Origin of the sequence: Niallia endozanthoxylica (assembly GCF_008710145.1) — a bacterium.
Taxonomy (GTDB): Bacteria; Bacillota; Bacilli; order Bacillales; family Cytobacillaceae; genus Bacillus_BD; species Bacillus_BD endozanthoxylica.
In genome coordinates this window covers 22,527-45,110 of record NZ_VYKL01000031.1, presented here as the reverse complement: position 1 = coordinate 45,110, position 22,584 = coordinate 22,527, and the positions used below count along the sequence as shown (strand labels likewise).

21 protein-coding genes and 1 pseudogene are annotated in these 22,584 nt (G+C 36.3%); 5 read left to right on the top strand and 17 right to left on the bottom strand.

Annotation, left to right across the window (positions count from 1 at the left end):
• Positions 1 to 103: 103 nt before the first annotated feature.
• From F4V44_RS19340 to F4V44_RS19295, 11 genes are all read right to left on the bottom strand, one after another.
• Positions 104 to 1,330: a hypothetical protein gene (locus tag F4V44_RS19340; protein WP_150441662.1), complete on the bottom strand. Its 1,227-nt coding sequence runs from the start codon at positions 1,328 to 1,330 to the stop codon at positions 104 to 106.
• A 15-nt stretch (positions 1,331 to 1,345) separates the two neighbouring features.
• Positions 1,346 to 2,176, bottom strand: a complete 831-nt coding sequence (locus F4V44_RS19335; RefSeq protein WP_150441661.1) for a hypothetical protein — start codon at positions 2,174 to 2,176, stop codon at positions 1,346 to 1,348.
• Positions 2,173 to 2,862 (bottom strand): ABC transporter ATP-binding protein, encoded by a 690-nt coding sequence (locus tag F4V44_RS19330; protein ID WP_150441660.1) that lies wholly within the window; start codon positions 2,860 to 2,862, stop codon positions 2,173 to 2,175. The genes F4V44_RS19335 and F4V44_RS19330 overlap by 4 nt, the downstream gene beginning before the upstream one ends.
• An 11-nt stretch (positions 2,863 to 2,873) precedes the next feature.
• The gene (locus F4V44_RS19325) at positions 2,874 to 3,248 is read right to left on the bottom strand and encodes a GntR family transcriptional regulator (protein WP_150441659.1); all 375 of its coding nucleotides are present in this window, start codon (positions 3,246 to 3,248) and stop codon (positions 2,874 to 2,876) included.
• Positions 3,249 to 3,685: 437 nt separating this feature from the next.
• Positions 3,686 to 3,844, bottom strand: coding sequence for a hypothetical protein (locus tag F4V44_RS27530; protein ID WP_191090779.1), 159 nt, complete (start codon positions 3,842 to 3,844; stop codon positions 3,686 to 3,688).
• Positions 3,845 to 4,008: 164 nt separating this feature from the next.
• A complete protein-coding gene (locus F4V44_RS19320; protein WP_150441713.1) occupies positions 4,009 to 4,980 on the bottom strand; it encodes a tripartite tricarboxylate transporter substrate binding protein in 972 nt (323 codons plus the stop codon).
• 17 nt (positions 4,981 to 4,997) lie between these two features.
• Entirely contained in the window at positions 4,998 to 5,684 is a 687-nt protein-coding gene (locus F4V44_RS19315; protein ID WP_150441658.1) for a response regulator, read from the bottom strand.
• On the bottom strand, positions 5,678 to 7,291 hold the full coding sequence (locus F4V44_RS19310; protein ID WP_150441657.1) for a sensor histidine kinase: 1,614 nt from the start codon (positions 7,289 to 7,291) through the stop codon (positions 5,678 to 5,680). Before F4V44_RS19310 ends, F4V44_RS19315 begins: the two co-directional genes overlap by 7 nt.
• A gap of 226 nt (positions 7,292 to 7,517) precedes the next feature.
• Positions 7,518 to 8,828, bottom strand: a complete 1,311-nt coding sequence (locus F4V44_RS19305) for a CitMHS family transporter (protein WP_150441656.1) — start codon at positions 8,826 to 8,828, stop codon at positions 7,518 to 7,520.
• Positions 8,829 to 9,045: 217 nt separating this feature from the next.
• Entirely contained in the window at positions 9,046 to 9,972 is a 927-nt protein-coding gene (locus tag F4V44_RS19300) for an AEC family transporter (RefSeq protein WP_150441655.1), read from the bottom strand.
• Positions 9,973 to 10,246: 274 nt separating this feature from the next.
• The gene (locus tag F4V44_RS19295; RefSeq protein WP_150441654.1) at positions 10,247 to 10,795 is read right to left on the bottom strand and encodes a transcription repressor NadR; all 549 of its coding nucleotides are present in this window, start codon (positions 10,793 to 10,795) and stop codon (positions 10,247 to 10,249) included.
• 282 nt (positions 10,796 to 11,077) lie between these two features.
• Here F4V44_RS19295 and F4V44_RS19290 point away from each other — a divergent pair, with 282 nt between their 5' ends.
• Positions 11,078 to 12,085: a TAXI family TRAP transporter solute-binding subunit gene (locus F4V44_RS19290; RefSeq protein WP_191090778.1), complete on the top strand. Its 1,008-nt coding sequence runs from the start codon at positions 11,078 to 11,080 to the stop codon at positions 12,083 to 12,085.
• A gap of 62 nt (positions 12,086 to 12,147) precedes the next feature.
• On the top strand, positions 12,148 to 14,073 hold the full coding sequence (locus tag F4V44_RS19285; RefSeq protein ID WP_150441652.1) for a TRAP transporter permease: 1,926 nt from the start codon (positions 12,148 to 12,150) through the stop codon (positions 14,071 to 14,073).
• 297 nt (positions 14,074 to 14,370) lie between these two features.
• On the opposite strand, the pseudogene F4V44_RS19280 reads toward F4V44_RS19285, so the two are convergent.
• Positions 14,371 to 14,466: pseudogene (locus F4V44_RS19280) on the bottom strand (hemin ABC transporter ATP-binding protein); the annotation flags it as partial.
• Positions 14,467 to 14,477: 11 nt separating this feature from the next.
• Positions 14,478 to 15,173, bottom strand: a complete 696-nt coding sequence (locus tag F4V44_RS19275) for a galactosyltransferase-related protein (protein WP_150441651.1) — start codon at positions 15,171 to 15,173, stop codon at positions 14,478 to 14,480.
• Between the two features lie 164 nt (positions 15,174 to 15,337).
• Between F4V44_RS19275 and F4V44_RS19270 the strand changes: the two genes are divergently transcribed.
• A complete protein-coding gene (locus F4V44_RS19270; RefSeq protein ID WP_150441650.1) occupies positions 15,338 to 16,042 on the top strand; it encodes a glycosyltransferase family 2 protein in 705 nt (234 codons plus the stop codon).
• Positions 16,043 to 16,173: 131 nt separating this feature from the next.
• Here F4V44_RS19270 and F4V44_RS19265 read toward each other — a convergent pair whose 3' ends face one another.
• Positions 16,174 to 16,755, bottom strand: a complete 582-nt coding sequence (locus F4V44_RS19265) for a hypothetical protein (protein ID WP_150441649.1) — start codon at positions 16,753 to 16,755, stop codon at positions 16,174 to 16,176.
• Between the two features lie 157 nt (positions 16,756 to 16,912).
• Between F4V44_RS19265 and F4V44_RS19260 the strand changes: the two genes are divergently transcribed.
• Positions 16,913 to 18,037: a glycosyltransferase family 4 protein gene (locus F4V44_RS19260; protein ID WP_150441648.1), complete on the top strand. Its 1,125-nt coding sequence runs from the start codon at positions 16,913 to 16,915 to the stop codon at positions 18,035 to 18,037.
• The gene (locus F4V44_RS19255) at positions 18,034 to 19,191 is read left to right on the top strand and encodes a glycosyltransferase family 4 protein (RefSeq protein ID WP_150441647.1); all 1,158 of its coding nucleotides are present in this window, start codon (positions 18,034 to 18,036) and stop codon (positions 19,189 to 19,191) included. The genes F4V44_RS19260 and F4V44_RS19255 overlap by 4 nt, the downstream gene beginning before the upstream one ends.
• On the opposite strand, the gene F4V44_RS19250 is transcribed toward F4V44_RS19255, so the two are convergent.
• From F4V44_RS19250 to F4V44_RS19240, 3 genes are read right to left on the bottom strand one after another with little or no spacing between them, the layout of a single operon-like run.
• Positions 19,172 to 20,335: a glycosyltransferase gene (locus F4V44_RS19250; RefSeq protein WP_150441646.1), complete on the bottom strand. Its 1,164-nt coding sequence runs from the start codon at positions 20,333 to 20,335 to the stop codon at positions 19,172 to 19,174. The genes F4V44_RS19255 and F4V44_RS19250 overlap by 20 nt on opposite strands.
• Positions 20,336 to 20,346: 11 nt before the next feature.
• Positions 20,347 to 21,051, bottom strand: a complete 705-nt coding sequence (locus tag F4V44_RS19245) for a glycosyltransferase (RefSeq protein ID WP_191090777.1) — start codon at positions 21,049 to 21,051, stop codon at positions 20,347 to 20,349.
• Between the two features lie 13 nt (positions 21,052 to 21,064).
• Positions 21,065 to 22,420, bottom strand: coding sequence for a sugar phosphate nucleotidyltransferase (locus F4V44_RS19240; RefSeq protein ID WP_150441644.1), 1,356 nt, complete (start codon positions 22,418 to 22,420; stop codon positions 21,065 to 21,067).
• Between the last annotated feature and the right edge of the window lie 164 nt (positions 22,421 to 22,584).

Genomic DNA, 22,584 nt, shown 5'->3' with positions numbered 1-22,584 from the left:
ATTCCTATAATATAAAAGACAAAAAATAAAGGAGAAGAAAATAGAAGCAACTAGGCTGTTATTTTCTTCTCCTTATTTAAATCATTTCATTGAATGTAACAATTTACTTTTTTGATAGAATCTCTATTTCATTAAAATACATCCGATATTCTTCGTGATTTTCACTTTGTTTAATAACATTTAGTTTTCCTTCATATAAAGATTCTCCTGTTTTTAAATCCCCTATCAATAAGGTATGTCCTAATTGCGTTGATTGAATCATATATATTTTTCCATGCATTAATTTTATAAATGGATGCTCTTTACTATCCTTCACTTGAGGTAAATCAAATGTCCGTTTTTCACCCCATTCATCCTTTTCGATATCATATGATTGGACTTCTACACCAGTCGCTGATGTCGTATAAACAAAAAGGGTAGAATGAAAAATACTCGAATTGACTGATTTCAACACTTTCTCAGGGACTGTTAGCTTTTTTAATTGACTATTTCCTAAATCGTAAATAAACATCTCATTGGAAACTAATGTTGGTTCACCATTATAAGACAACACCTCACCATTCTCTTGCACCTCTTGAGCTTCAAATGTATTCTTGATTATAAGGTGGTGATAGTCTTGTGGTTGAATAGAGTTATAATCAATGTTCAAACTTATTTCTGTCCAGCTGTTTTCACCCGATTGAGAGGACACAATCGTTTCATTTCCTGTTAGTTTTTTCTCATTCACCTGAAAGGTATAGACCCGTAATTTCTCTCCTCCATTTTTTTCAAATCCGCGGACCAATACTTTTAATACTTCATCTACAACAAGAACATCTTCCACATGCATCCAGCTATACTTTTCCTTTTCTGGTACTTCAACCTCAAAGGATTTCTTTTCTTCTGGCTTTTTATTGAAAACCTCAATATCAAAGGTGATTTCACTTTCTGGATATTCATTAAAATCTCCCTTCACATTCGCATAAGCTAATAGATTTTTATCTTCATAAAAGCTATTATAGTTTAATTCTTTGCTGCGCATGAAGTCTTTGTAATCCTTCATTAGCTCTCTAAACATAGGGGCAAATCGATTGATTGACAATCTTTGTAAGAACGATTGATTATTCAGCTGAATGGTTTCCTCACTTGTGATTTGTAATCCTTGGTATATGTTACCGACGACGTAATCTCCGTATAAAATGAGATCCGTTACTTCTTTCTCGCTGCCCTTTACTTTCTCCAGTTCAACTCGTATATGATTTTGTCCAGCTAAGCTGGATTGAATATAAAAAGTTGCAATGACGATGATTGATAGGAAACAAAGAAAGGTAATTTTCCAATATCGCTTCATTTTTACCAACTCCTATCACACTCTTATTTTATTTTTTAATAAAAAACGAGCAGTCCATATGGCACCTGCTAAAACAATGAGACCCATAACTACTTCCATGAAAAATATTTCCAATGGGAAAAAGTAGTCTTCAAGCAATAATTGATTGACTAATATAGGAGCTAAAAAAATGACACTGGATAAACCAGTATATAGAATGCCATATATAATCCCTTTGAGACGGAAGGAACGTTCAAACAAAATTGCTGTAAACACAATGAAAACCGCAATCATTCCACCCCCATAATAAAGAATAAATTCAATAAAGGTGGGTGGATATATGATACTTAAATAATCAATATTTATTATTTCATTAATTGAGAGCATGTTAAAATACTCATTTGGAACCATCCACTGTAATACTCTGTTTTCAATCGGCATTAATAGCAGTTGGATGGCCAAAAGTCCAAAAATAAAAAGCAAAATCACTGCCGCCTTTGCAAAGTAAACATTCAAGCGTGATGTCGGCAGCATGAACAGACGATAAATAAAGGTATTTTTCCCTAACCAATCACGGTACCATATAAAAAAAACGTAAATCATTAATGCGGTTATACAAAGGGCAATCGGCCCCATAAACCAAAAGGAATGGGCAATCTGCAAAAAAGAAAAGGTCCCAAATTGCTCGATAAACTGTTCCTTTGGCATTAAGCCCTTATGTATATGTTCATTCACTTGCTTCAAATAGTTTTGTGACTCAACCATTACGCCAATGAATTGTAAAAGAATAATGACTCCCATTAACACGAGGTACAGCTTTATAAATCGCTGAAACTCAAAATGAACTAATTTTAAAAACCGATTCATCCTTTATACACCTCTCTCATAACATCGATCACCGATTTTCCTTCCTGTTCTCGAACTTCTTCGGTATTGAACTCCCTTAAAACAACACCATTATCAATCAATACCGCTTTATCTATTAGATGTTCAATATCATTGATTTCATGAGTAGTGATGATTACACCGCGATCTTCTATTAAATGACTAGTAAAGACTTCTGCAATTTGCTCACGGCTAAAAATATCAATTCCTGAAAACGGTTCATCCATTAAGATATAATCGACATCAAGTGAAAGTCCTAGCAGCAGGTTTACCTTTGCGGTATTCCCCTTCGACAGTTCGGAAATACGGTCATTCTCATTCAACCGGAAAAATTGGAGTAATTCATTGGCCCTCAACTGATTCCAGCCTCCATAAAAGTCAGCCATAAACATAAAGGCATCTTTTATTTTCATAGAAGGAGGCATTGTGATCGTATCAGGGATAAAGGTGATCTTTTCATAACTTTCTTTACGAATTTTTTCACTATCAATCAAAATGTCTCCGCCGTCTATCGGTGTTAAAGCCATGATGGCTTTCATAATGGTGGTCTTACCCACCCCGTTTATTCCGATTAGACAAGTAATCTCTCCTTTTTCAGCAGTAAAAGAAACTCCCTTTAACACATTCTTCTTGCCAAACTTCTTTGTCACATTTTTTACTTCAATCACCAGATTCCCCCCTATTCCTTAATTTCTTTTTCATACTGATCCTTCACTAGATTCAAGACCTCCGAAAGCGGTACATTAATGGACCGAACAGAGTGAACAAATGTATCAACTGCTTCTAAAATCAATTCCTCTCGTACTCTTTTTAGAAGCTTGTCATCCTTTGTGATGCGGCTTGGTAAATTCCCCTCTGTAAAAATCAACCCTTGTTCCTCCATTTCTTTGTACGCCCGCTGCGCCGTATTTGGATTAATCTTCAGCTTATTCGCTAGTTCCCTTCTTGACGGAATTTCCTGCCCCGGTTCAAAGTACCCTTTGGCAATTTGTTCTTTAAAATGCCGAATAACTTGTACGTAAACCGGATCCCGATTGTTAAACTTCGCCTCCATAAACCCAACTCCTAAATGTTCATCTTTGTATTAAGTGGTTAATACAGTAAGGGCAAAAAAATTGCTTTCGCTGACCAAGCATCTGTAGTTTTTTACATTTTAAAAAAACTCAAAGATAAATCACTTTCTTTAAATGCGGCAACTGTATTAACCCTATCATACACTTGCGATAAAAAAATGAGTCAACAATGTGTACTAAAGGATTAATACATTAACGGCACGATAGAGATTCTCATACGAACCCTCTAAATGTATTAAGGATATAATACACCTTATGCCATGTATTATATCCTTAATACACTATACCTGTCAATCTTCGTATGGTTTTATTTTAAAAAAAGGCTGTCAACATGGACAGCCAAAACCTTGTATACGAAAAGATTCGTAAAGAATGCATTTTTCTATTTGTTTTGTAATCGGCAAACTATACGAATGAATTAAACGGAAGCCGCGGCAAAAATATCATCGTTATAATAAATAACTTGAGAAAGAATTTTCGTCCCTTTCATGCGATTATATGATTCCTTCGCTTCTGTTTCGTCCTCAAATTCAAACATAGTAATCTCATTATCAGAATAAGAAGTTAAAATCCACATGTAAATACAAATCCCCCAATCTTTTTATAGACAGTAATAATATTTATATCAGTCAATCGTTATTGTAGAACTTTTCAAATAACTAGTAAATAATTTGAAAAATTAATGTATTAAAATTAATATAGACATTTCGTTCATTAAGTTTATGGGGGAATTCTTTCATTCTATTGGCTCAGAAAAGGATCCATTAATTCTTCATAATACCGGCTTTGTTCTTTTAAGAAGAGGTTAGTCTGTTCACTATCATTATAAAAAGAAGTCCAGTTATATTTTTTAAGCGTCCTTTCCCACTCTACTGTTTCTGTCATCTTTGATAATGCCTCATCCCAATAAGCTACTTCACTTTCTTTCATTCCTGGCGATCCCATCACACCACGCCAATGCTGAAGAACAACATTAAACCCTTGTTCCTTCCATGTTGGAATCTCGGGAAATTCCTCCAAACGTTTATTAGATGAAATGGCAAGGATATTAATTTGATTAAAATCATAATATTTCTTCGCTTCAGATAAGGACATGGTCGCAACATCAATTTCCTTCCGGAGAAGGGCGTCGACTACCTCAGCACTATTTTCATATACATAAAAATCTAGCTCTTTTGGGTGTAACCCTGCTATCTTAGCCGCCAATACAAATGAAAGCTGATCATTATTTCCGAGTCTCGGAGAAACCCCTACTTCATATCCGCGGATATGATTCCTCAAATGAGCCATTAAGTTCCGAGCATTTTCAAATTCTGAATCCTTAGCTACAATCACAACTTCCCATTCTGAAGCCAATGTCGCAAGGGGAGTAAAATCCTTGTAAGTTAATTGGCTTTTACCAAGTAAATGATTGGTAATAATCAAACTAGAATTCATCGCCAGTACATGTCCCTTTTGACTGCTGACGTATTTCCAGCCTTGCTCTCCACCTTCCCCAATAATGTTTATTACTTCAATAGGCTGGTTAATAATCTTCTTATTTGTCAATATACTCTGCATGGCACGGGCTGTAATATCCCAGCCGCCCCCTTTAGAACTAGGTACAACAATGGTAATCTGTTCCTCTTCCGCTACTTCTTTCTCATTAAAAATATCTTTTGTACATCCTGCAATAAAAACTAGCAGAAGACATAGTATGCCTAGCCATTTAATCTGCATAAATTTCCTCATTACTTTTTATTATTTTTTAGATAATATCTTCTTTCTGGACGTCCTACAATGCCATACTCTTGTTCAGCTTGACAAATATTAATGGACACAAGATATTCTAGATATCTTCTTGCCGTTGTTCGGGAGGCCCCCATTTTCCCGCCCATTTCTTCTATTGAAATCCCATCCGTACATTCTTCTAAAATGCTTTTAACTTTTTGTAATGTTATTTGATCAATACCAGAAGGCAAGGTCTTTTGTTCATTTTCTAGCTTCATCCCATTTCCGAAATACAAATCCACTATAGACTGATCAACTTCTTTATAGTTTTTTATCAGAGTTTTCTTCCTTTTATATTGCTCAATCGCTTCAATAAACTTTTCCATTGTCACCGGCTTTAATAAATAGTTGGTTATTCCGTATTGAAGGGCTGTTTGCAGCATTTCTACTTCAGTCGCTGCCGTAACCATGATGATATCTAGCTTTGGATAGTGGGATTTAATTTTAGGTAAGAGTTCTGTCCCTAATTCATCTGGCATGTAAATATCTAATAATAATAAATCAACTTCATTTTTACTTAGAAATTCCATCGTTTCCTTGGCATTGAGGACTTTCCCCGCTAGCGTAACATCGGTAACCTTCCTCAAAAACTGCTCCTCTACTTGCGCAATACGAAAGTCATCTTCTGCAATAAGTACCTTTAACATATATTACTCCCTCGTTTTTCATCATTCTTTGGCAGGTAAACAGTAAAGATGGCACCGCCACCTTGATTTTGACTGATTTCAATCGATCCTTTTAAAAAATCCAAGACTACTTTGACATTATAAAGACCATATCCTCTGTTTTCTCCTTTTGAAGAAAATCCTTTGGAAAACAATAGCTCAATCTGAGAATCATCTATTCCTCTACCGTTATCAATCACTTCTATTATGATATCATTTCCTATATCGGTAATAGAAAAAGATACCCATTTTTCTACTTGATCTTTAACCGCATCGAAGGCATTATCCACCAAATTTCCAATAATGATTACTAAATGAGACAATTCAATATGTGACGGAAGAATACTTGTTGAACTATTTGGATCAATTTCAAGTTGAACCTTCTTTTCGGAAGCCTTTCCTAGTTTTCCTAGAAGAATAGCCTGCACATTTGGATCTTTGATTTGTGAAAATAGGATTTGATTTTGTGTTTGATGAATCTTAGATTCTTTTTGAATAAAATCAATCGCTTCATTATATCTACCTAGCTGAAGTAAGCCAGATAACAGATATAATTTGTTTGAAAATTCATGTGTTTGTGCACGTAATCCTTCTGAATAACTCCGAACTTCGCTAATCGTGTCCATTAAATTTTTTAATTCCGTTTTATCTCGAAAACTTGCTACAACTCCTAGTCTTTTCCCATCTTCCACAATAGGGGTAATATTAAAGATAAAAATTTTATCAATGATATGAATCTCAGCATTTGTTATTTCTTTGCCCGATAGAATCGCATCAATGATAGGTTGATCAGGAATGAGCTGTTCAATGCTAAGTCCTATACTTCCATCATGGAGATGGAGCATTTCATAAGCAGAATGATTAATCATTGAAACCATTCCCTTCTCATCAATAGCAATGACACCTTCATGTATAGATAACAACATCGCATTTCTTTCCCTATATAATGAAGCAATTTCATGGGGCTCTAATCCAAGCGTATCTTTTCTTATACTTCTAGCTAGAAAGATGCCGCCAATGATTCCAATAATCAAAACCATAATGGAAAAAACAATAATGGTCTTAATTTGATTAAATAAATTTTTATAAACATCCTTTTTTAAAAACTTTACCGTTACCGTCCCTGTCACTTTGTCATATTTTCCAAAACCTTCGGTTATAGGAACGGTACCAAATAAAGCGGGCTCCTCTGAATCGAAATCTTCATATATATATGTTCCTCCAAAGATGAGAGCACGAAAATTAGATTTAGTATTCAACTGGCCCCCTATTAGTTCTTTAGAAGAAGAATATACAATTGTGTTTCTGTTTTCGATAATAATATCTGCCGCTTGAATCTCATCTTTTACCTTTAAGGCAATTGGACTAATATGTTCATAGGGATTTTCAGTATCTAATGCTGAGATAACGGCTGGCATTAACGCAACTGACTTTGCAGCCTGTAATGACAACTGTTCAACATGTCTTTTCGTCTCAAGCGCCTGTAAATAAGAAAAAATAGCAGCAAGAAGGACAATAACTAGTAGAATTAATGAGCTAATTAAGGTTAGAATTTTTGTTTGCAATGATATTTTCGTCTTTCTGTTCATACGCATCCTTTATATAGAAGCAATTTAATGTCTTAGCTGTGTTAAAGAACTATGTAGATAAGCCGGATTTTTGTCTCATCTGTATGAAATAAACATTTCATCTTAGATGGAGTCAAAAATCAACGATATTATTTAACAAAGCCAATATTTTAAGTGTACAATGTGAAATTTAATAAGTGCAAATGAGGAAAACCAGAGCTTGTATACTCTGGTCCAAAACATTTCTCTATATGGAAATGACTCCAATTAGAATGGCAACAACCAGCATGGCCATACAAGTTCCTACTGCCCATAATAATGTGTATCTTTGGAACTCTCCAAAATCTACTTTTGACATTCCAACCAGTAGATAGGTAGAAGCAACTAGCGGGCTTAATAGATGTACAGGCTGGCCTATTAAAGAGGCACGAGCAATTTCACTCGGATCGATGCCATACACTGTAGCCGCTTCGGCAATAATGGGAAGCATTCCAAAATAAAACGCGTCGTTAGACATGAAAAAGGTAAATGGCATACTAATGATGGCTGTAATAATTGGTAAATAAGGTCCCATTGCATCTGGAATGATGGTTACAAGACTATTCGCCATAGCATCAACCATCCCTGTCCCTGATAGAATTCCTGTAAAGGCACCTGCTGCAAATACAAGGGATACTACTGCAAGCACATTACCTGCATGATGTTGAATGCGATCTTTTTGATCCTTTAGGTTTGGATAATTAATAATAATTGCAATCGCAAATGCCAGCATGAATAATACTTGGAGCGGCATAACGCCCATGACGAGTAAAACTAAAAGAATAACAGTTAAACCAAAGTTTACCCATAATAATTTTGGCCGTTTAAAATTAGGTGCGTCTAAAGTAGCTGCTGTTTCTTGTATAGCTAAGGTTTGTTGTTGGCGCAAATCAGGTAATTCTAGTACTCCAACACGCTTACGTTCTCTAGTTCCAAGAATATATGCAGCGAGAATGACAAAAGCCGCACCTCCCAGCATAGCTGGAATCATGGGAACAAAAACTTCTGACATATCTACACTGAGGGCACTTACAGCTCTTGCTGTCGGTCCTCCCCAAGGAGTAAGGTTTGTAACCCCAACAGCGATAATCGCGATGGCCGGCAGAATCAATGGATTCATTTTTAACCGCTGGTATAACGGAAGCATAGCAGAAATGGTTATCATATAGGTAGTCGTTCCATCTCCATCAAGTGATACCACTAGTGCCAGTACCGCAGTACCAATAACAATTTTTACAGGATCCCCTTTAACAAATGCCAAGATTTTCCCTACCACCGGATCAAATAAACCGGCATCAATCATAATTCCAAAATATAGAATTGCAAACATCAGCATAACCCCTGTAGGAGCCAACTGACCAATTCCTTCAAGAATCATCGGTCCAAGTTCTGGAGCAAAGCCGCCTGCGATTGCAAAAATAGATGGTATCAGTATTAGTGCAATTAATGCGGATAGTCTGCCAGTCATAATTAAAAACATAAACGTTAAAACCATTGCATAGCCTAAAATCGCTAACAAAACAATCACCCTCCTTCGTTTAAAACGCTTCCAAATTTTACTAATATTATTAGACAATTCTTAATATTGATTTAATGTTAAAATAATATATTACTAGGGTAAATATTTAGAAAGTATAATGCATAAAAGATTTAAAGTTTAAAATAAACATTAAATCTAATAAATCTATTTTGTACATTAAATTCATGAAAAAAAAAAGCCAGGCGCATGTCCTGACTTAAAATAAAATCGTTGATAAAAATACGACAATCGTGACGGTAATACTACTTAAAATCGTTGATAACAATACGGTTTGTGCCGCATATTCAGGATAATTATTATATTCTAACGCAAATGATGCGCTGTTTCGTGAGGAAGGGAAAGCACTAGCAATAAATAAACCTTGGGCAATCGTCCCTTCCAATTGTAAAAGATAAATAATAACAAGTGCCGCTGCTGGTGAAATCAATAACCTGCCAATTAAACTCAAAACTAAAGGAAGGGACGGCTTCTGAACTTTTATATAAGCACTTTGGGCACCTAAAGTGATAAGGGCAACTGCTATGAAAGCATTTGTAATATTTTCAATCGGCTGCCAAACAAAAGAAGGAACTTGGACGGAAAAGGAATTAAAAATCAACCCAAGCAATAACGCATAGAGGATTGGAATTTTCAAGAATTGTTTCATGACCTCCTTCATTCCTGTAGTACTGGCAGAAATGGAATTCACAAGTCCGTAAGTATAGGTTAGGAGATTTTGCAGGACCATCATGAGAATTTGGATCGATTGTCCAAATGAATTACCCGCAAATACAAGCTGGCTGACCGGGAGGCCAAAATTTCCGGAGTTATTGAGAACAATACTATTTTTGTAGGTGGATGCAAGCTTTTTATCAAACTTAAAAACCTTTGAAGATACCTCAACCATTGATATGAGTACTAGGCTTTGACATAACCAAAATACAAAAATCAATAAAAGCATTTCTGCACCAATTCGGCTTTCATAAATGTTAACGAATCCAATAACAGGAAGAAGCAAATAAGTAGTCAGCTTTGATAGAGTACTTAAATCAAGGATAAATTTCCTGTGTAAAATAACTCCGAGTGCAATGAGAATAAATACTGGTGTAATGATATCTAATATAATTGTTAGTAACAGCTGCATGTGAACACCCTTCTTTACTTGGTTTTTGATATTTTTATAGAATTTACTAAATCACAAATAATGTAAAAAATCTAGCATTTTATTTTTTTAAGATTATTTTATGATTCCGCGTAAAATATTATATTTTTATAAAAATATCTGTAAAGACTTCTGGATTGTCATCTGTCAACTAAATCATGGATCACATACTTTCGGACTATAAGCAAACTATTATCTTGTAAAAAAAGAAAAATCCAGGACGACGGACTGGATTTTTGGGGAAAACCTATTCATTTTACTGGTTTAAATAATTCACAAGGATTCCTGCTTTTTTCAGTTCCCTGAAAGCAGCCTCGATTTTTTCTTTTGAATCTGCTTCTAATGTATGATAATGGATTCCGTCTGTTAGACTTGATAAGGAAACCGCATTGGCATCCTTTATTCTTTTCATAAACTGCTCTACCTCAGATTGATTGCTCACCATAACGGAAGCTTTTAATTCACCATAAACGGCATGTTTTATCATAATATCTTTAACGGTTACTCCATGGCCAACTAGTATGAATAACTCTTCCTCAATTTGATTGAGGGAATGATTGCAGATAATGACAGCTTCGTAATTATGTTCCTTTTCTTTATTATTATTTAGTATATAGCCTTGGCTTGTCGACATAATAGGTATATTTTTCGCTTTAAGCAAAGAGATATCTTGTACAATGACCTGCCTGCTCACATTGGCCATTTTTGCAAATTCAGAACCAGTAATCGGGGTATTTGTGTTCTCTAATTTGTCTATAATCAGCTGCTGCCGTTTGGTTGAAGACATCTTCGCTTCTACCTTCATAATAATGGCACCTCCTCTACCGTCAAGTTACCTAACTCCATTCTACTAGAACGACATTTCTATCAAATTTTATAGTCTATCTATCTTCTAGATAAAAATAATATTGATATTATATTATTATTGTGTAAATATAGATGTCAAGACACCTGTAATCCTATTAACGAAATGAGGATATTTAGCAAAATAAAAAATCGTTTATGATAAGTGAATGTATTTTAAATATTCATGAAGGATTTCAATACATTGTTAAAACTTGAGCACATGATTGGAGGGGTAAGAAAAATGACTAAACGAAACGGTACTTTATTTCTAGTATTAATGAGTTCGTTGTTCCTTCTAGTGGGTTGTAGGAACGAAGCAGGAGCCGCTTCAGAAGACTCTACTGACCCAATTAAAACGACAATTATAGGAGGTCGTACAGGAGGTGCATGGTCTGTCTTCACTGAAGGAATAGCCGAATCCATTCGACGGGAAAATAAAAATTCTATTATTACAGTAGAGCCAGGTGGGATTGTTGAAAATCCCGCGAGTGTCGGGACGAATACTGTACCTTATGGATTGACGTATGCAATGACTGCTTATGCAGCATTCAGTGGAACCGAACCATATAAGGAAGCTTATAAAGATATTCGTGCAGTTAGTGTTGTGATTCCAGCAAACTACTATCAATTTATTGCACGAGCAGATGTGAAATATCAAACATTAAGTGAAGTAATCGAAAATAAAGCTCCTATCCGTCTGGCTGTTGACCAGAAGGGCTCAGCAGGCGAAATCATTACACGGACTATTTTACAAGAATATGGTGTCACATACGAAGATATCGCTTCCTGGGGTGGGTCTGTAGACCATTTAGATGGTTCGAAAACCTTTGAATTAATGGCTGATAATCGAATAAATGTAACAGGTGACGCGGTATCTGTCCCTTCTAGTGATATTTTAGAGGCATCCGTAACAAATGATTTGAAGTTTTTATCGCTAGATCAAGGCGTGATTAAAGAAGTGTCAGAACATTTAGGAATGGAGGCAGGAACAATCCCGGCAAACAGCTACAAATTTTTAAAACAGGATATGAATACTATCTATACCCCTGCTATTTTAATTGTTCACAAGGATGTATCAGCAGAAGAAGTGTACCGTGTGACAGAGTCCATTTACGATAACTTTGACTATCTAGCAACGGTTCATAAGGAATTTAATAATTTATCTGATTTTAATATAACAAACGTGGGAAAAGTTCCCCTGCATCCAGGAGCGGAGAAATTTTTCAAAGAACAAGGACTTCTCCAATGATGGATGAAAACCCTTGCATAATTGAAAATACCACATCTAAAGAAGGGAGTTCCTGAGACAGAATGAACTTAAAAAATCGTTTAACAGCATGGTTAACAGAAGGAGAAAGGCGTCAGTTATCAGGGCTCCACTTGAAATTATTTGTGTATTTTGCCTTCCTTTTATCTTTATTTCAAGTTTGGTCTGTTGTTTGGGGGAAACTGGCCCCTATCCAACTGATGGCGACTCATTTAACTTTCATTCTAGTATTAACCTTTTTATTATATAGTTTTTCTAAAAAAACAGACTCTCGTCATATTCCAACAAAGATGGATTGGATTTGTTCCTTTTTCGCTTTGGGGGCGGGAGTTTATTTTACCATTCATGCCGATCGGATTGCGGTAAGAATCCCTATTATTGATTCATTATCTACCTTGGATATCTTTTTTGGATTCTTGTTTGTCATCTTAAGTATCGAAGCAGCCCGTAGAACTATTGGTGTTCCGATTGTTATCATTGTGTTGATGGGAATTAGCTACGCGTTATGGGGTCATCATCTAGATAGTCTGCTTTGGCATAGAAAGTTTTCCTTCCCTGAAGTGGTAGAGGATTTAGCTTATAGCTTTAATGGACTTTGGGGTTCACCTATTGCGGTTGCCGCATCATTCGTTTATATGTTTTTGTTGTTCGGATCTTTTTTACAGAAAGCAGGTGCGGGAGAGTTTTTCTTTCAGCTTTCAACTGCATTAGCTGGAAGATCTCGAGGAGGAGCTGCAAAGGTAGCCGTTTTAGCCAGTGCGTTTTTTGGAACGATATCTGGAAGCCCGACAGCAAATGTTGTTACGACTGGCACCTTCACCATTCCTGTCAGTAAAAAGTCTGGTTACAAACCATCCTTTGCGGCGGCAGTTGAGGCTGCTGCTTCTACTGGCGGCAGTATTTTGCCGCCGATTATGGGCTCTTCTGCTTTTTTAATGGCTGCTATCACACAGCTGCCTTATATATCGATTGCCATGGCAGCTATCATTCCTAGTATTCTTTACTATCTTTCTTTACTTGCAATGGTTCATTTCGAGGCTGTACGTCTAAATTTACCAACAGCGAAAAAGGAAGAGATTCCAAAAGCATCACAGGTATTAAAAGAAGGATGGTATTATTTTATTCCATTAATTGTATTAATCCTTTTACTCTTAAGGGGCTATAGTGCATCGATGACTGGTTTATTCGGAATTTTAGCGATTGTTGTTGTCAGCTGGTTTCGGAAACAGACACGTATGGGTGTTAAAGAAATTTTCGTGGCAATGGTTGATGGGGCAAAGTCTTCCATACCTGTCACGACAGCATGTGCAGCAGCAGGTTTAGTGATAGCTGGCATTATGTCTACAGGTCTTGGCGGAAAGTTAACAAGCATTGTGCTTGGATTAACAGAAGGGCTGCTTCTTCCAACCTTACTATTAGTTATGCTTATTTGCATCGTTCTAGGGATGGGAATGCCTGTTGCAGCTGCTTATATTTTAACAGCGATGTTAGCAGCACCAGCTCTAATGGAATTAGGTGTTTCCCTCATGTCTGCTCACTTGTTTATTGTCTATTTTTCTATCTTCTCAGCTATCACTCCTCCCGTTGCAGTGGCAGCCTATGCAGCAGCGGGTATTGCGGAAAGCAATCCAAACCAGGTTGGCTTAGAGGCCGTTCGGTTAGGTTTAGTCGGTTTTATTGTTCCGTTTATGTTTGTTTTGGAACCAGCCTTATTATTAGAAGGCTCTCTAACGCAGATCATGATTTCATTCCTTACAGCTTTATTAGGAGTGGTTACATTTGGTGCGGGTGTCATTGGATGGCTTAAAACTAAAACCACGATTATAGATCGCCTATTATTAATCACAAGTGGTCTATTACTCATCTATCCTCATATTCTATATAGCGCAATTGGTATAGGGTTAGTTATTCTAGTATTTGTTGTTCAGACAAAACGGAGCCGGACAGTGGAACTGAGTACACCATCCTGAGCATGAATTGTAAAAAACTCGTCACTTTGACGAGTTTTTTTATGTTTTATATAACATATGACTCAGATTTTTCTTTGGAACAAGTTCTGTCCACTTCCTCTGTTCCCTATCCCATTCTAGTCTTTAAAATTTTCTGCATATTCGCCGATTTTTTGATAATGCTTTGGGAATTTTCTATGCTGAATATAATATTTCGCCAAATAAACAGAAGCAAAACAATCAAAATCAGGATTTATATGGACAATAATATTGTTACTTTCAATCCTAGCTTTACAAAATTATAAATATATTCAATATTAGTAGAAATGGTTTGTGAATAATAGTATGGGCAATGACAACCCGCTGCTTTTCTCCACCCGATAAGGAGGAAGGGTAAATATTTTTCCGATGTTCCTTCCTCCTTATTATCTTGTTCTATTATTTCGAATTAACTTTTGCATTCTTATAGGATTTCCGTTTGCCTGCTGATAACGGGATAGTCGTTTGAGGTTTTTTCTATAATATGGATTATTATCTGCTCCCACAAAAGGATGCCAGAAATGGTAAATCGGTCTATTCATATTGATAAACTGGCCGGATAGCGTATTCATGGCAAGTAGGAATGCATCATCCTCGCAGCCCCACCCGAGAAATTGTTCATCATATCCCCCTACTTTTTCGAATGCTTCTCTGGATAGGACATTTAATTTACCGGCAAACAGTTTGTCAATTTTAAATTCGCTGTAATTTTCATTAGTAAGTGATAATGGCCAACTGGGCTCAATCTTTAAAATTTCCTCTGTCTTTTTCTGTGATATATCTAATATTCGGTTAAAAGGAATCACCCATGGTGCTTTTTGAAGGGAAAGAACGGATTCAACAAGAAGATCGGGATCATAGATCACATCGGCGTCAGCGAGGACAAAAACATTTCGAGAGGCTTTTTCGGCAGCCGCATTAATGGCTTTACATCGATTGAAAATCTTGTCATCGTTTTCGCCGATACAGATTTCTGCTTCAGGGATGACATTCTGATAAAAACGAATGACCCACTGCAGTGTTTCACTTCTTATCCCATTATCTTCTTTAAACGGAATGAGAATGGAAATTTGTTCAAACATATTATTTCTCCTGTACTTTGCTTTTACGATTAAAAGCGATCCAATTTATTAGTCACAATTAATTAGACTCTCATAAGCTATAAATAAATTCTATTTCATTAACGTTCTCAGTTTATTTAACAGTGAAATACTCTATTCAGGCAAGAAAAGAATGAGGTGACAAATTGAAGACCACCATTGGCATCACAACGTTTAATCGAAAAAAATACATCATGAGATTTCAGCAGTCGCTTGCATTGACGGAAAATCTAGACGCTTGTCATATACGGATTTACGACGACTGCAGTACGGAATTCAGCATCACAGAGTTAAAAAAATGGTTTCCAAATGCGATTGAGATCATTCAAAGAAAGCAAAATATCGGTCCTGACCGAAATTTACGACAAATGTATGTGGATTTTCTTTCATCTGATGATGATATTCTTGTAACGATGGATTCAGATCTCATTTGCCGGCCGGATTGGTTGAATTTTACGAAGAAACATTTTGACGATACCAGCGGAGTCTTGAGTTTGTATAACTCCAAACGTCATAAACCAACGAGAAAAATCATCATGAATGGAGAAGTATTTTTAGAAAAAAACCATATAGGAGCTGCTGGCTCCATCCTGTCAAGAAAGGTCATACAGGAAATTGTTAATCAATTGCCTCCAAGTGATTCATTTGATTGGGCATGGAGTGGATTATTACGTCAAAAAGGTGTACCGATTCTTGTGTCCAATGATAGCTATTTCCAGCATATTGGACTCATTGGTTATAATTGTGATGGAAAGAATACCATTGATTATGGGGTAAGGTTTCATCCTATTCATGATTTGAATAAAAAATTGTTATCGGATTTTAAAAGTGAATTCATGAATAGGAGATAAAATCCTTGGAAAATAAATCTATTATTCAGACATAATGAGGACGGAATATACAAAAAACTGCTGAGTCTACCAGCAGTTCAATTTCTTCTGTTACTTTACAGAGACAAGGAATAATAGATAGGATTGGAAAATTAATCATCGTCGTCGCTATCATCATCGTTGTGGTCCTCGTCATGGTCTTCACAAAAGACAAAATCTTTATAACGGAAGAATGTTGCTGGATCAGCCTGTTCAAGTCCTGCTTCATCAAACAAAGCCACGCTTCCAGCTACTACAGAAATTTCCAACAGACCGCATATTGGATCACATGTTTGATTGCAAATGTTGAAATCTCCTGTGGCTGTGACGCGATAAACAGCATTTCTTTCATCGGTACTAGTCTCATATCCAAATAGATCAGTAGGAATATCACGTTCAATTCTTGTGCAAGTATGCGGTTTTAATTCATGATTCCCTAAAAAGAAATCCTGCTCAGGAATATCATCGTATACTCTATATGAACGTTTGCCCCAACCAGGCTGTGGATCTAATACGGGTTGAAGACATACACCGAGAGTAATCTTTGCTTTCAATTTCTTTTTAGTTGGGTTTTTCAGGATAATGACCAATCTGTCAAGATTCCTGCCAATTTGTATATCAGGACCTACCTCTTCCGTAATCAGAAATGGACCGGTGGTTATTTTTACTTTTTGATGTTTATGATCGTTTCCCATTCAATACACCCCTTTCAGAGTTACTAACTTCGGAGGATTTCTATCTTCCCCTACTGTATTAAATGAAAAAAATATTTTTACGAAAGGGCTAAAAACGGATGATTCGTTAAAATATGTCCTTGTCCATCATCCGGAATGAAATTGGAGGTTCAAAAATATGAGGATTGGCATAAATCTTATTACTCTTTCAACAGACAGATTTGGCGGTGCGGAACAATACGTAAAAAATTTGATTTGGCATCTAGCAAATAGCCCGGAAAACGTGGAGCTATTTTTATTTTTGACTAGGTCTTATCGGGACATTTTTCCACAGCATCATGAAAAAATAAAGATAATAATCTTAAAGGATATAAAGAATCTGGATAAAATTCATGAGGATATTCACAAACTTCAATTAGACCTATGGTTTTCTCCTCTGCATCGGTCCTATCTTCCCAATATACAATTACCAACAGTTGTGACCATACATGATCTGCTGCATGTATCCTATCCTCAATTTGTTCCCGGTCAATTAGAAGAGAATAATCAATATTATCAAGCATTTGCTCCCTCATTTGACGGAATTATCACCGTTTCCAACTTTTCAAAAGCGGCTATTATACAGCATCTTAAACTCTCGGAAGAAAAAATCTATGTGATTTATCATGATGCACCGTTATTTTTTAATAAAACAACGAATGACCTAAAAAGCGTAAACATAAAGAAAAAATATGACTTGCCTGATGATTATGCCCTTTATCCAGCAAGCTATCAGCCTCACAAAAATCATCTAAACCTACTAAAAGCCATACTACATCTTAATCATCAGTATCATAAGAAAATTTCTCTTGTTCTAACAGGCTTTTCTTACAAAGGAAATATCATTTTCCAGGATGTAATCAAATTCATAAAAGAACATCATTTGGAAAATCAAGTAAGGCTGTTAGGTTTTTTACCTCCAGATGAAATGCCCAGCCTATATAAAAATGCGAGCTTTTTAATTTTCCCTTCCCTTTATGAAGGTTTTGGTATCCCTTTAGTGGAAGCGATGAAATCTCAATGCCCGATAATATGTTCGAACCGAGGAAGTATACCTGAAATTGTCAGAGATGCTGCTCTTCAATTTAACCCTGAAAGTCCTGAAGAGATCGCTCAATCTATTCTGAAAGTGCTTCATCCTCAGACAAGGCTGGAGCTTATTGAAAAAGGCAATGAACGAGGAAAAGCATTCTCATGGACAAAAACAGTTCAAGAAACATTAACTGTTTTTCAAAGTGTTAGTAGAAAGGGAGAAAAATCATGAAAAAGGTATTAGTCCTTAATCATTTTCCGACTGTTATTCCCCCATCAAGCGGTGGTACGTTGAGGTATTTTCATCTTTACCATGAACTCAGCATGTATTATGATATCACGCTCTTATCTCAGAACACCGGTCACAAAAGCGGCCTATATCGCTATTCACCCACATTCAAGGAGTATAAAGTAGGTTTGGATCCTAAATGGAATAAGCCTCGTTTTTCTTATGAATTCATGTTAATTGACCATATGGAACGTTCCCGTCAAATAACAAATTATAAGGAATACTTTGAAAAACTATATAAAACGAATGAAATCATTGTCCATGAATCTCCGTATCTGCTTGAGGTTGACTCGTATGTAGGGAGAGACAATAAACTGAGAATCTATAACAGCCATAATCATGAATACCGCTTAGCCCAGCTTGTTTGGAATGATGAAAAAGCCAGGAAATTTCTCCCTACCGTTTATGAACTTGAAAAAAGAATCGTTGAACATGCGGATGTAGTGTTTGCCACATCGAAAATGGAAAGAGAAAGCTTTATTTCGATGTATAAAAAAAATCCCAATCAAGTAAAAATAGCACCAAATGGAATTTATCCCCACACTTGGCGCAACTCGACGAAAACATTCAATTCTAAACCCAAGGCTATTTTTATTGGATCAGAATTCCCTCCTAACATAGAGGCTGTTCAATTTATCATTCACGAATTAGCCCATCACTGTCCCGAAATTGAATTTGTTATTGCTGGCGGCTGCGGAATTTCTTTTTCTAATCATAAAAAAACGAACGTCCAAATATCAGGTCGAATTTCACAGAAGCAAAAATTAAAACTATTTGCTTCTGCCAATATGGCCATCAATCCCATGTTTACAGGTACAGGCGTTAGTCTTAAAACATTAGAGTTCTTATCAGCAGGAATTCCATTATTCTCAACGAAATGTGGAGTTAGAGGGTTGAATCTTACAGATTTTAAACATTATATTCAGGTTGAAAAAGATCAGTTTGCAGCTGCATTAAATCAATATTACACAGAGGATAAATTATTAGAAGAACTATCATCAAATGGACAGGAATATATTAATGAGCATTATTCATGGAAATCGATTGCACAGGGCATATATGATGAAATAGAGAAATTTAAGCCCTCGAGCCAATGACATCTATGATGACATGTTTTAATGTCTCACCAGCTTGATCCCATGTCATCTTTAACATGTCTCTTCTTCCTCTTTCCCCTTTTTGTTTGCACAGCTCGGGATTCTTATAGGCATATCTCATTTGTTTTTTTAAGTCGGTTACATTTGCCTCGGCCCACCATTCTTTTTCATTTTCTACTAACTCATTTTTAAAGGGTGCGATTGCATGTTCATTGTTCATTCGATTTTTAATTGGACTTAGCTCGTAATCGACTAAAAATGAATTTTGTTCATGAATAAAATCCATTTGCCCTCCCCATCCAGTTGAAATAACGGGAAGTCCACTCGATAAAGCCTCCATGAATGGCAGCCCCGCCCCTTCTCCCCTTGTTGGAAGTACAAATACATTTCCTAGTGTATAGATTCCTTTTAATTCTTCTTCTCCAATGATTCCTGTGATAATCACTAGTGGAGCTGTTTCATTTCCATATCCGAGCAATCTTTTATACTGATTAACTTTAGAAATAATTTTTTTTCGTGAGTCTCCATAAGTCTTAATTAAAAGCAGCACAGGATCATTTGATGAAAACTCCTCCCAATAAGCTCTTAATAATGTTTCAGGATTTTTTCGGTGAATAAAATCAAAGATTGAAACAAAGACAAACCTTCCATTTGCGTTATTAAGACTTGATTTCTTATTTCCAGGAGTAAACATCTTAGTATCTGCTCCATGTGGTACGTGATACAGCGGTATATCAACACCGCTATTAATCAAGGTTTCTATATTTTGAAAAGAGGGTACACATACGGCATCAAAGGATTGGATAGCTGGAATCATCGGCTTTGGAATCTTTGTCGTTTCCCATGCAGTATACAAAATGGTTCGACTAAATTTCTGTCTATCCTCCTCAAGATCAATATTCCCAGGGGGGCTGTGCAGAATGAGCAGTTTTTGCTTGTCTATGGCGATTGGTTTATTCATTAAGATTAACAACTGTTCTCTTTTATCCTTTTCAATCGATTTGGACGGGTATCCCCACGTATAGGTTTCAATTTTGATGTCAAGTCCTTGTCGATGCAATGATAAAGCATATTCTCTGCTTGCCGCTCCATATCCAGTTGAATCGAGAACTGGACCTCTCCAAATGACCTGATAGTTTTCCATTTTTGATCTCCTTAATCTTTCTCGAATCTCTCACTTTGAATGAGTGGTTTAAAGTTTTCCATTATTCCTATGATGGAAGATTTTTTCAGAAGCGTTTGATTACTTAAATTCCAGGTATGGTGACCTAGTTTTGATGTTCTTATAACGACATAATCGTTTTTATCTGCTGAAAATAATTTATAACCGTTCCTCACACATTCACGCAAAAAATAAGTATCTTCACCTAGATTCAACTTAGGAAAGATTATCTTTCGACAGAGTTCTTTCTTAAAAAAGAGTGTAGCTCCCTTAAGTCCTTGTTTAACAAATTTATTTTCTCTTCCCGGTTTATGGACCGCAAGTATTTTCTCATCTTCAAAATACATATAAACGGTTCTTTTGCCTACCACGTCTGCTTTTGTTTCACTTAACGTCTCCATTGAACGTCTTACATATTGAGGTGCATAATAATCGTCATCATCAAATTTGGCTATAATAGAATACTTTGCTTTAGCAATCGCAAAATTTAGACATTCTCCCAAAGTATTTTTTTCCGGTAATTGATAGACAGTAGCATTTGAAGATAATTTTGCTCGGTTTTCCCATTTGCTTTTATCCATGTCATCTTTATTTAAAACAATAATCAATTCTTTTTCTTTCCAATCTTGACTTTCAAAGTTTTGAAATACATTTTCCAAATAATTTTGTCGGATGGTACAACAAATGATTGAAACCACAAAATCCCCCCTCTCACCTACATCTTTTCCTAGCTTCTTCCCAGGAATCTGTGTAGCAAATGATATCGTTCTCATCTATGTTGCTGCCAATTTGAACTTCAATCAATTCGAGAGGCGTGATGGCTTTCACGCCATGTTTTACACCAACAGGTATTTTTAGTACATCTCCGGAATGGATTGAAAAAAGTTGATCATCTAAAATAAATTCACCACATCCTGACAGGACCGTCCAAATTTCTTTCCGCCAACGATGACTTTGGTAGCTCATATTTCTGCCAGATTCAACTTTGATTAATTTCGTTAGACTTTCTTCTCCCTGCCCCGTTCCTTTTTGGTGTAAAATCTGATAGCTTCCCCACCTTTTTTCCACATACATAGGGCGCTCGTCTTTAATCATCTCTTTAATTCTATGGGACTGCTTTTTATCAGCAATTAGAATGCCATCAGGACTGGCAGCGATGATGCTGTTCGAAAGACCAATCACATGTATGGGCAAGGAAAGCTCATTAACAATATGGGCGTTGGTGGAATCTGTTGATAGATTACCCTTTCCTACGATGTTAAGGTCCAATTGTTCCGTGATAGATGACCAAGATCCTAAGTCTTTCCACAACCCATGAAAGGGAATAACAATTGTGTCAGACGCTTTCTCAACCACTTCATGATCGAAGCTAATGGTTGGAAGCTGCTGATAACTTGCCAGGAACTGCTGATAATCGGCAGGCAGCCCTTTATCCTTCAAATATTGAAGCATGAATGTTAATGGAAAGGCAAAAACACCGCAATTCCATAAAGCCTGTTTGTTTATTAATGTTTGGGCAAGGATGGGGTCGGGCTTTTCAATAAATTGTTCGATAGGATAATACTGCGCAGGATGGTTCATGTTTGGCACAATATAGCCAAACTGATTAGACGGAAATGACGGAGGAACACCGATGAGCAATATCTTGGCACAGGAAAGACGCAGACATTTCGGGAATAGGTTTATTAATTGAAAAAAAGATGCATCAGCAAAACAGTCTGCAGGCAGCACACAAATTGTTTCATCCGGCTCTATCAAAAGCTTTGAATGGAGAAATGTACTGGCTAATGCGATAGAAGCAAACGTGCCTCTTTGATATGGTTCACAGATTAGCTGAACATCGTCCCCAATCTGATTTCGTATGATCTCCACTTGGTCCTGACATGTGATAATAGAAGTAGAAGCAAGCAATCCAAGTGAATCCAATTGCCGGCAAATCCGCTGAATGGTTGACTCAAGTTGATCATGGTCATTTCTTAACAGTTTAAGAAACTGCTTCGATCTTACATGATTGGATAGTGGCCAAAGTCTTTTCCCTACTCCTCCAGCCAGCAATAGTATTTTCATAGCTGCCTCCTAAAAAGATTCATTGGATTATTTTATGATTCACTGCTGCTATTTGATGTAGTTAATACCATCAGATTTTGTATAAAAATATATAGAGCCAATATTCGAAAAATTCAAATCATACATTTAAAATGGTATAAGAGGAAGGAAAGGCACCATGAACT

Bases quoted from the DNA above. Each gene is read 5' to 3' on its own strand.
- F4V44_RS19300 (WP_150441655.1), bottom strand. From the start codon at position 9,972: ATGCAGCTGTTACTAACAATTATATTAGATATCATTACACCAGTATTT.
- F4V44_RS19290 (WP_191090778.1), top strand. From the start codon at position 11,078: ATGACTAAACGAAACGGTACTTTATTTCTAGTATTAATGAGTTCGTTG.
- F4V44_RS19240 (WP_150441644.1), bottom strand. From the start codon at position 22,420: ATGAAAATACTATTGCTGGCTGGAGGAGTAGGGAAAAGACTTTGGCCA.
- F4V44_RS19340 (WP_150441662.1), bottom strand. From the start codon at position 1,330: ATGAAGCGATATTGGAAAATTACCTTTCTTTGTTTCCTATCAATCATC.
- F4V44_RS19265 (WP_150441649.1), bottom strand. From the start codon at position 16,755: ATGGGAAACGATCATAAACATCAAAAAGTAAAAATAACCACCGGTCCA.
- F4V44_RS19335 (WP_150441661.1), bottom strand. From the start codon at position 2,176: ATGAATCGGTTTTTAAAATTAGTTCATTTTGAGTTTCAGCGATTTATA.
- F4V44_RS19255 (WP_150441647.1), top strand. From the start codon at position 18,034: ATGAAAAAGGTATTAGTCCTTAATCATTTTCCGACTGTTATTCCCCCA.
- F4V44_RS19295 (WP_150441654.1), bottom strand. From the start codon at position 10,795: ATGAAGGTAGAAGCGAAGATGTCTTCAACCAAACGGCAGCAGCTGATT.
- F4V44_RS19325 (WP_150441659.1), bottom strand. From the start codon at position 3,248: ATGGAGGCGAAGTTTAACAATCGGGATCCGGTTTACGTACAAGTTATT.
- F4V44_RS19275 (WP_150441651.1), bottom strand. From the start codon at position 15,173: ATGTTTGAACAAATTTCCATTCTCATTCCGTTTAAAGAAGATAATGGG.
- F4V44_RS19285 (WP_150441652.1), top strand. From the start codon at position 12,148: ATGAACTTAAAAAATCGTTTAACAGCATGGTTAACAGAAGGAGAAAGG.
- F4V44_RS19260 (WP_150441648.1), top strand. From the start codon at position 16,913: ATGAGGATTGGCATAAATCTTATTACTCTTTCAACAGACAGATTTGGC.
- F4V44_RS19250 (WP_150441646.1), bottom strand. From the start codon at position 20,335: ATGGAAAACTATCAGGTCATTTGGAGAGGTCCAGTTCTCGATTCAACT.
- F4V44_RS19315 (WP_150441658.1), bottom strand. From the start codon at position 5,684: ATGTTAAAGGTACTTATTGCAGAAGATGACTTTCGTATTGCGCAAGTA.
- F4V44_RS19310 (WP_150441657.1), bottom strand. From the start codon at position 7,291: ATGAACAGAAAGACGAAAATATCATTGCAAACAAAAATTCTAACCTTA.
- F4V44_RS27530 (WP_191090779.1), bottom strand. From the start codon at position 3,844: ATGTGGATTTTAACTTCTTATTCTGATAATGAGATTACTATGTTTGAA.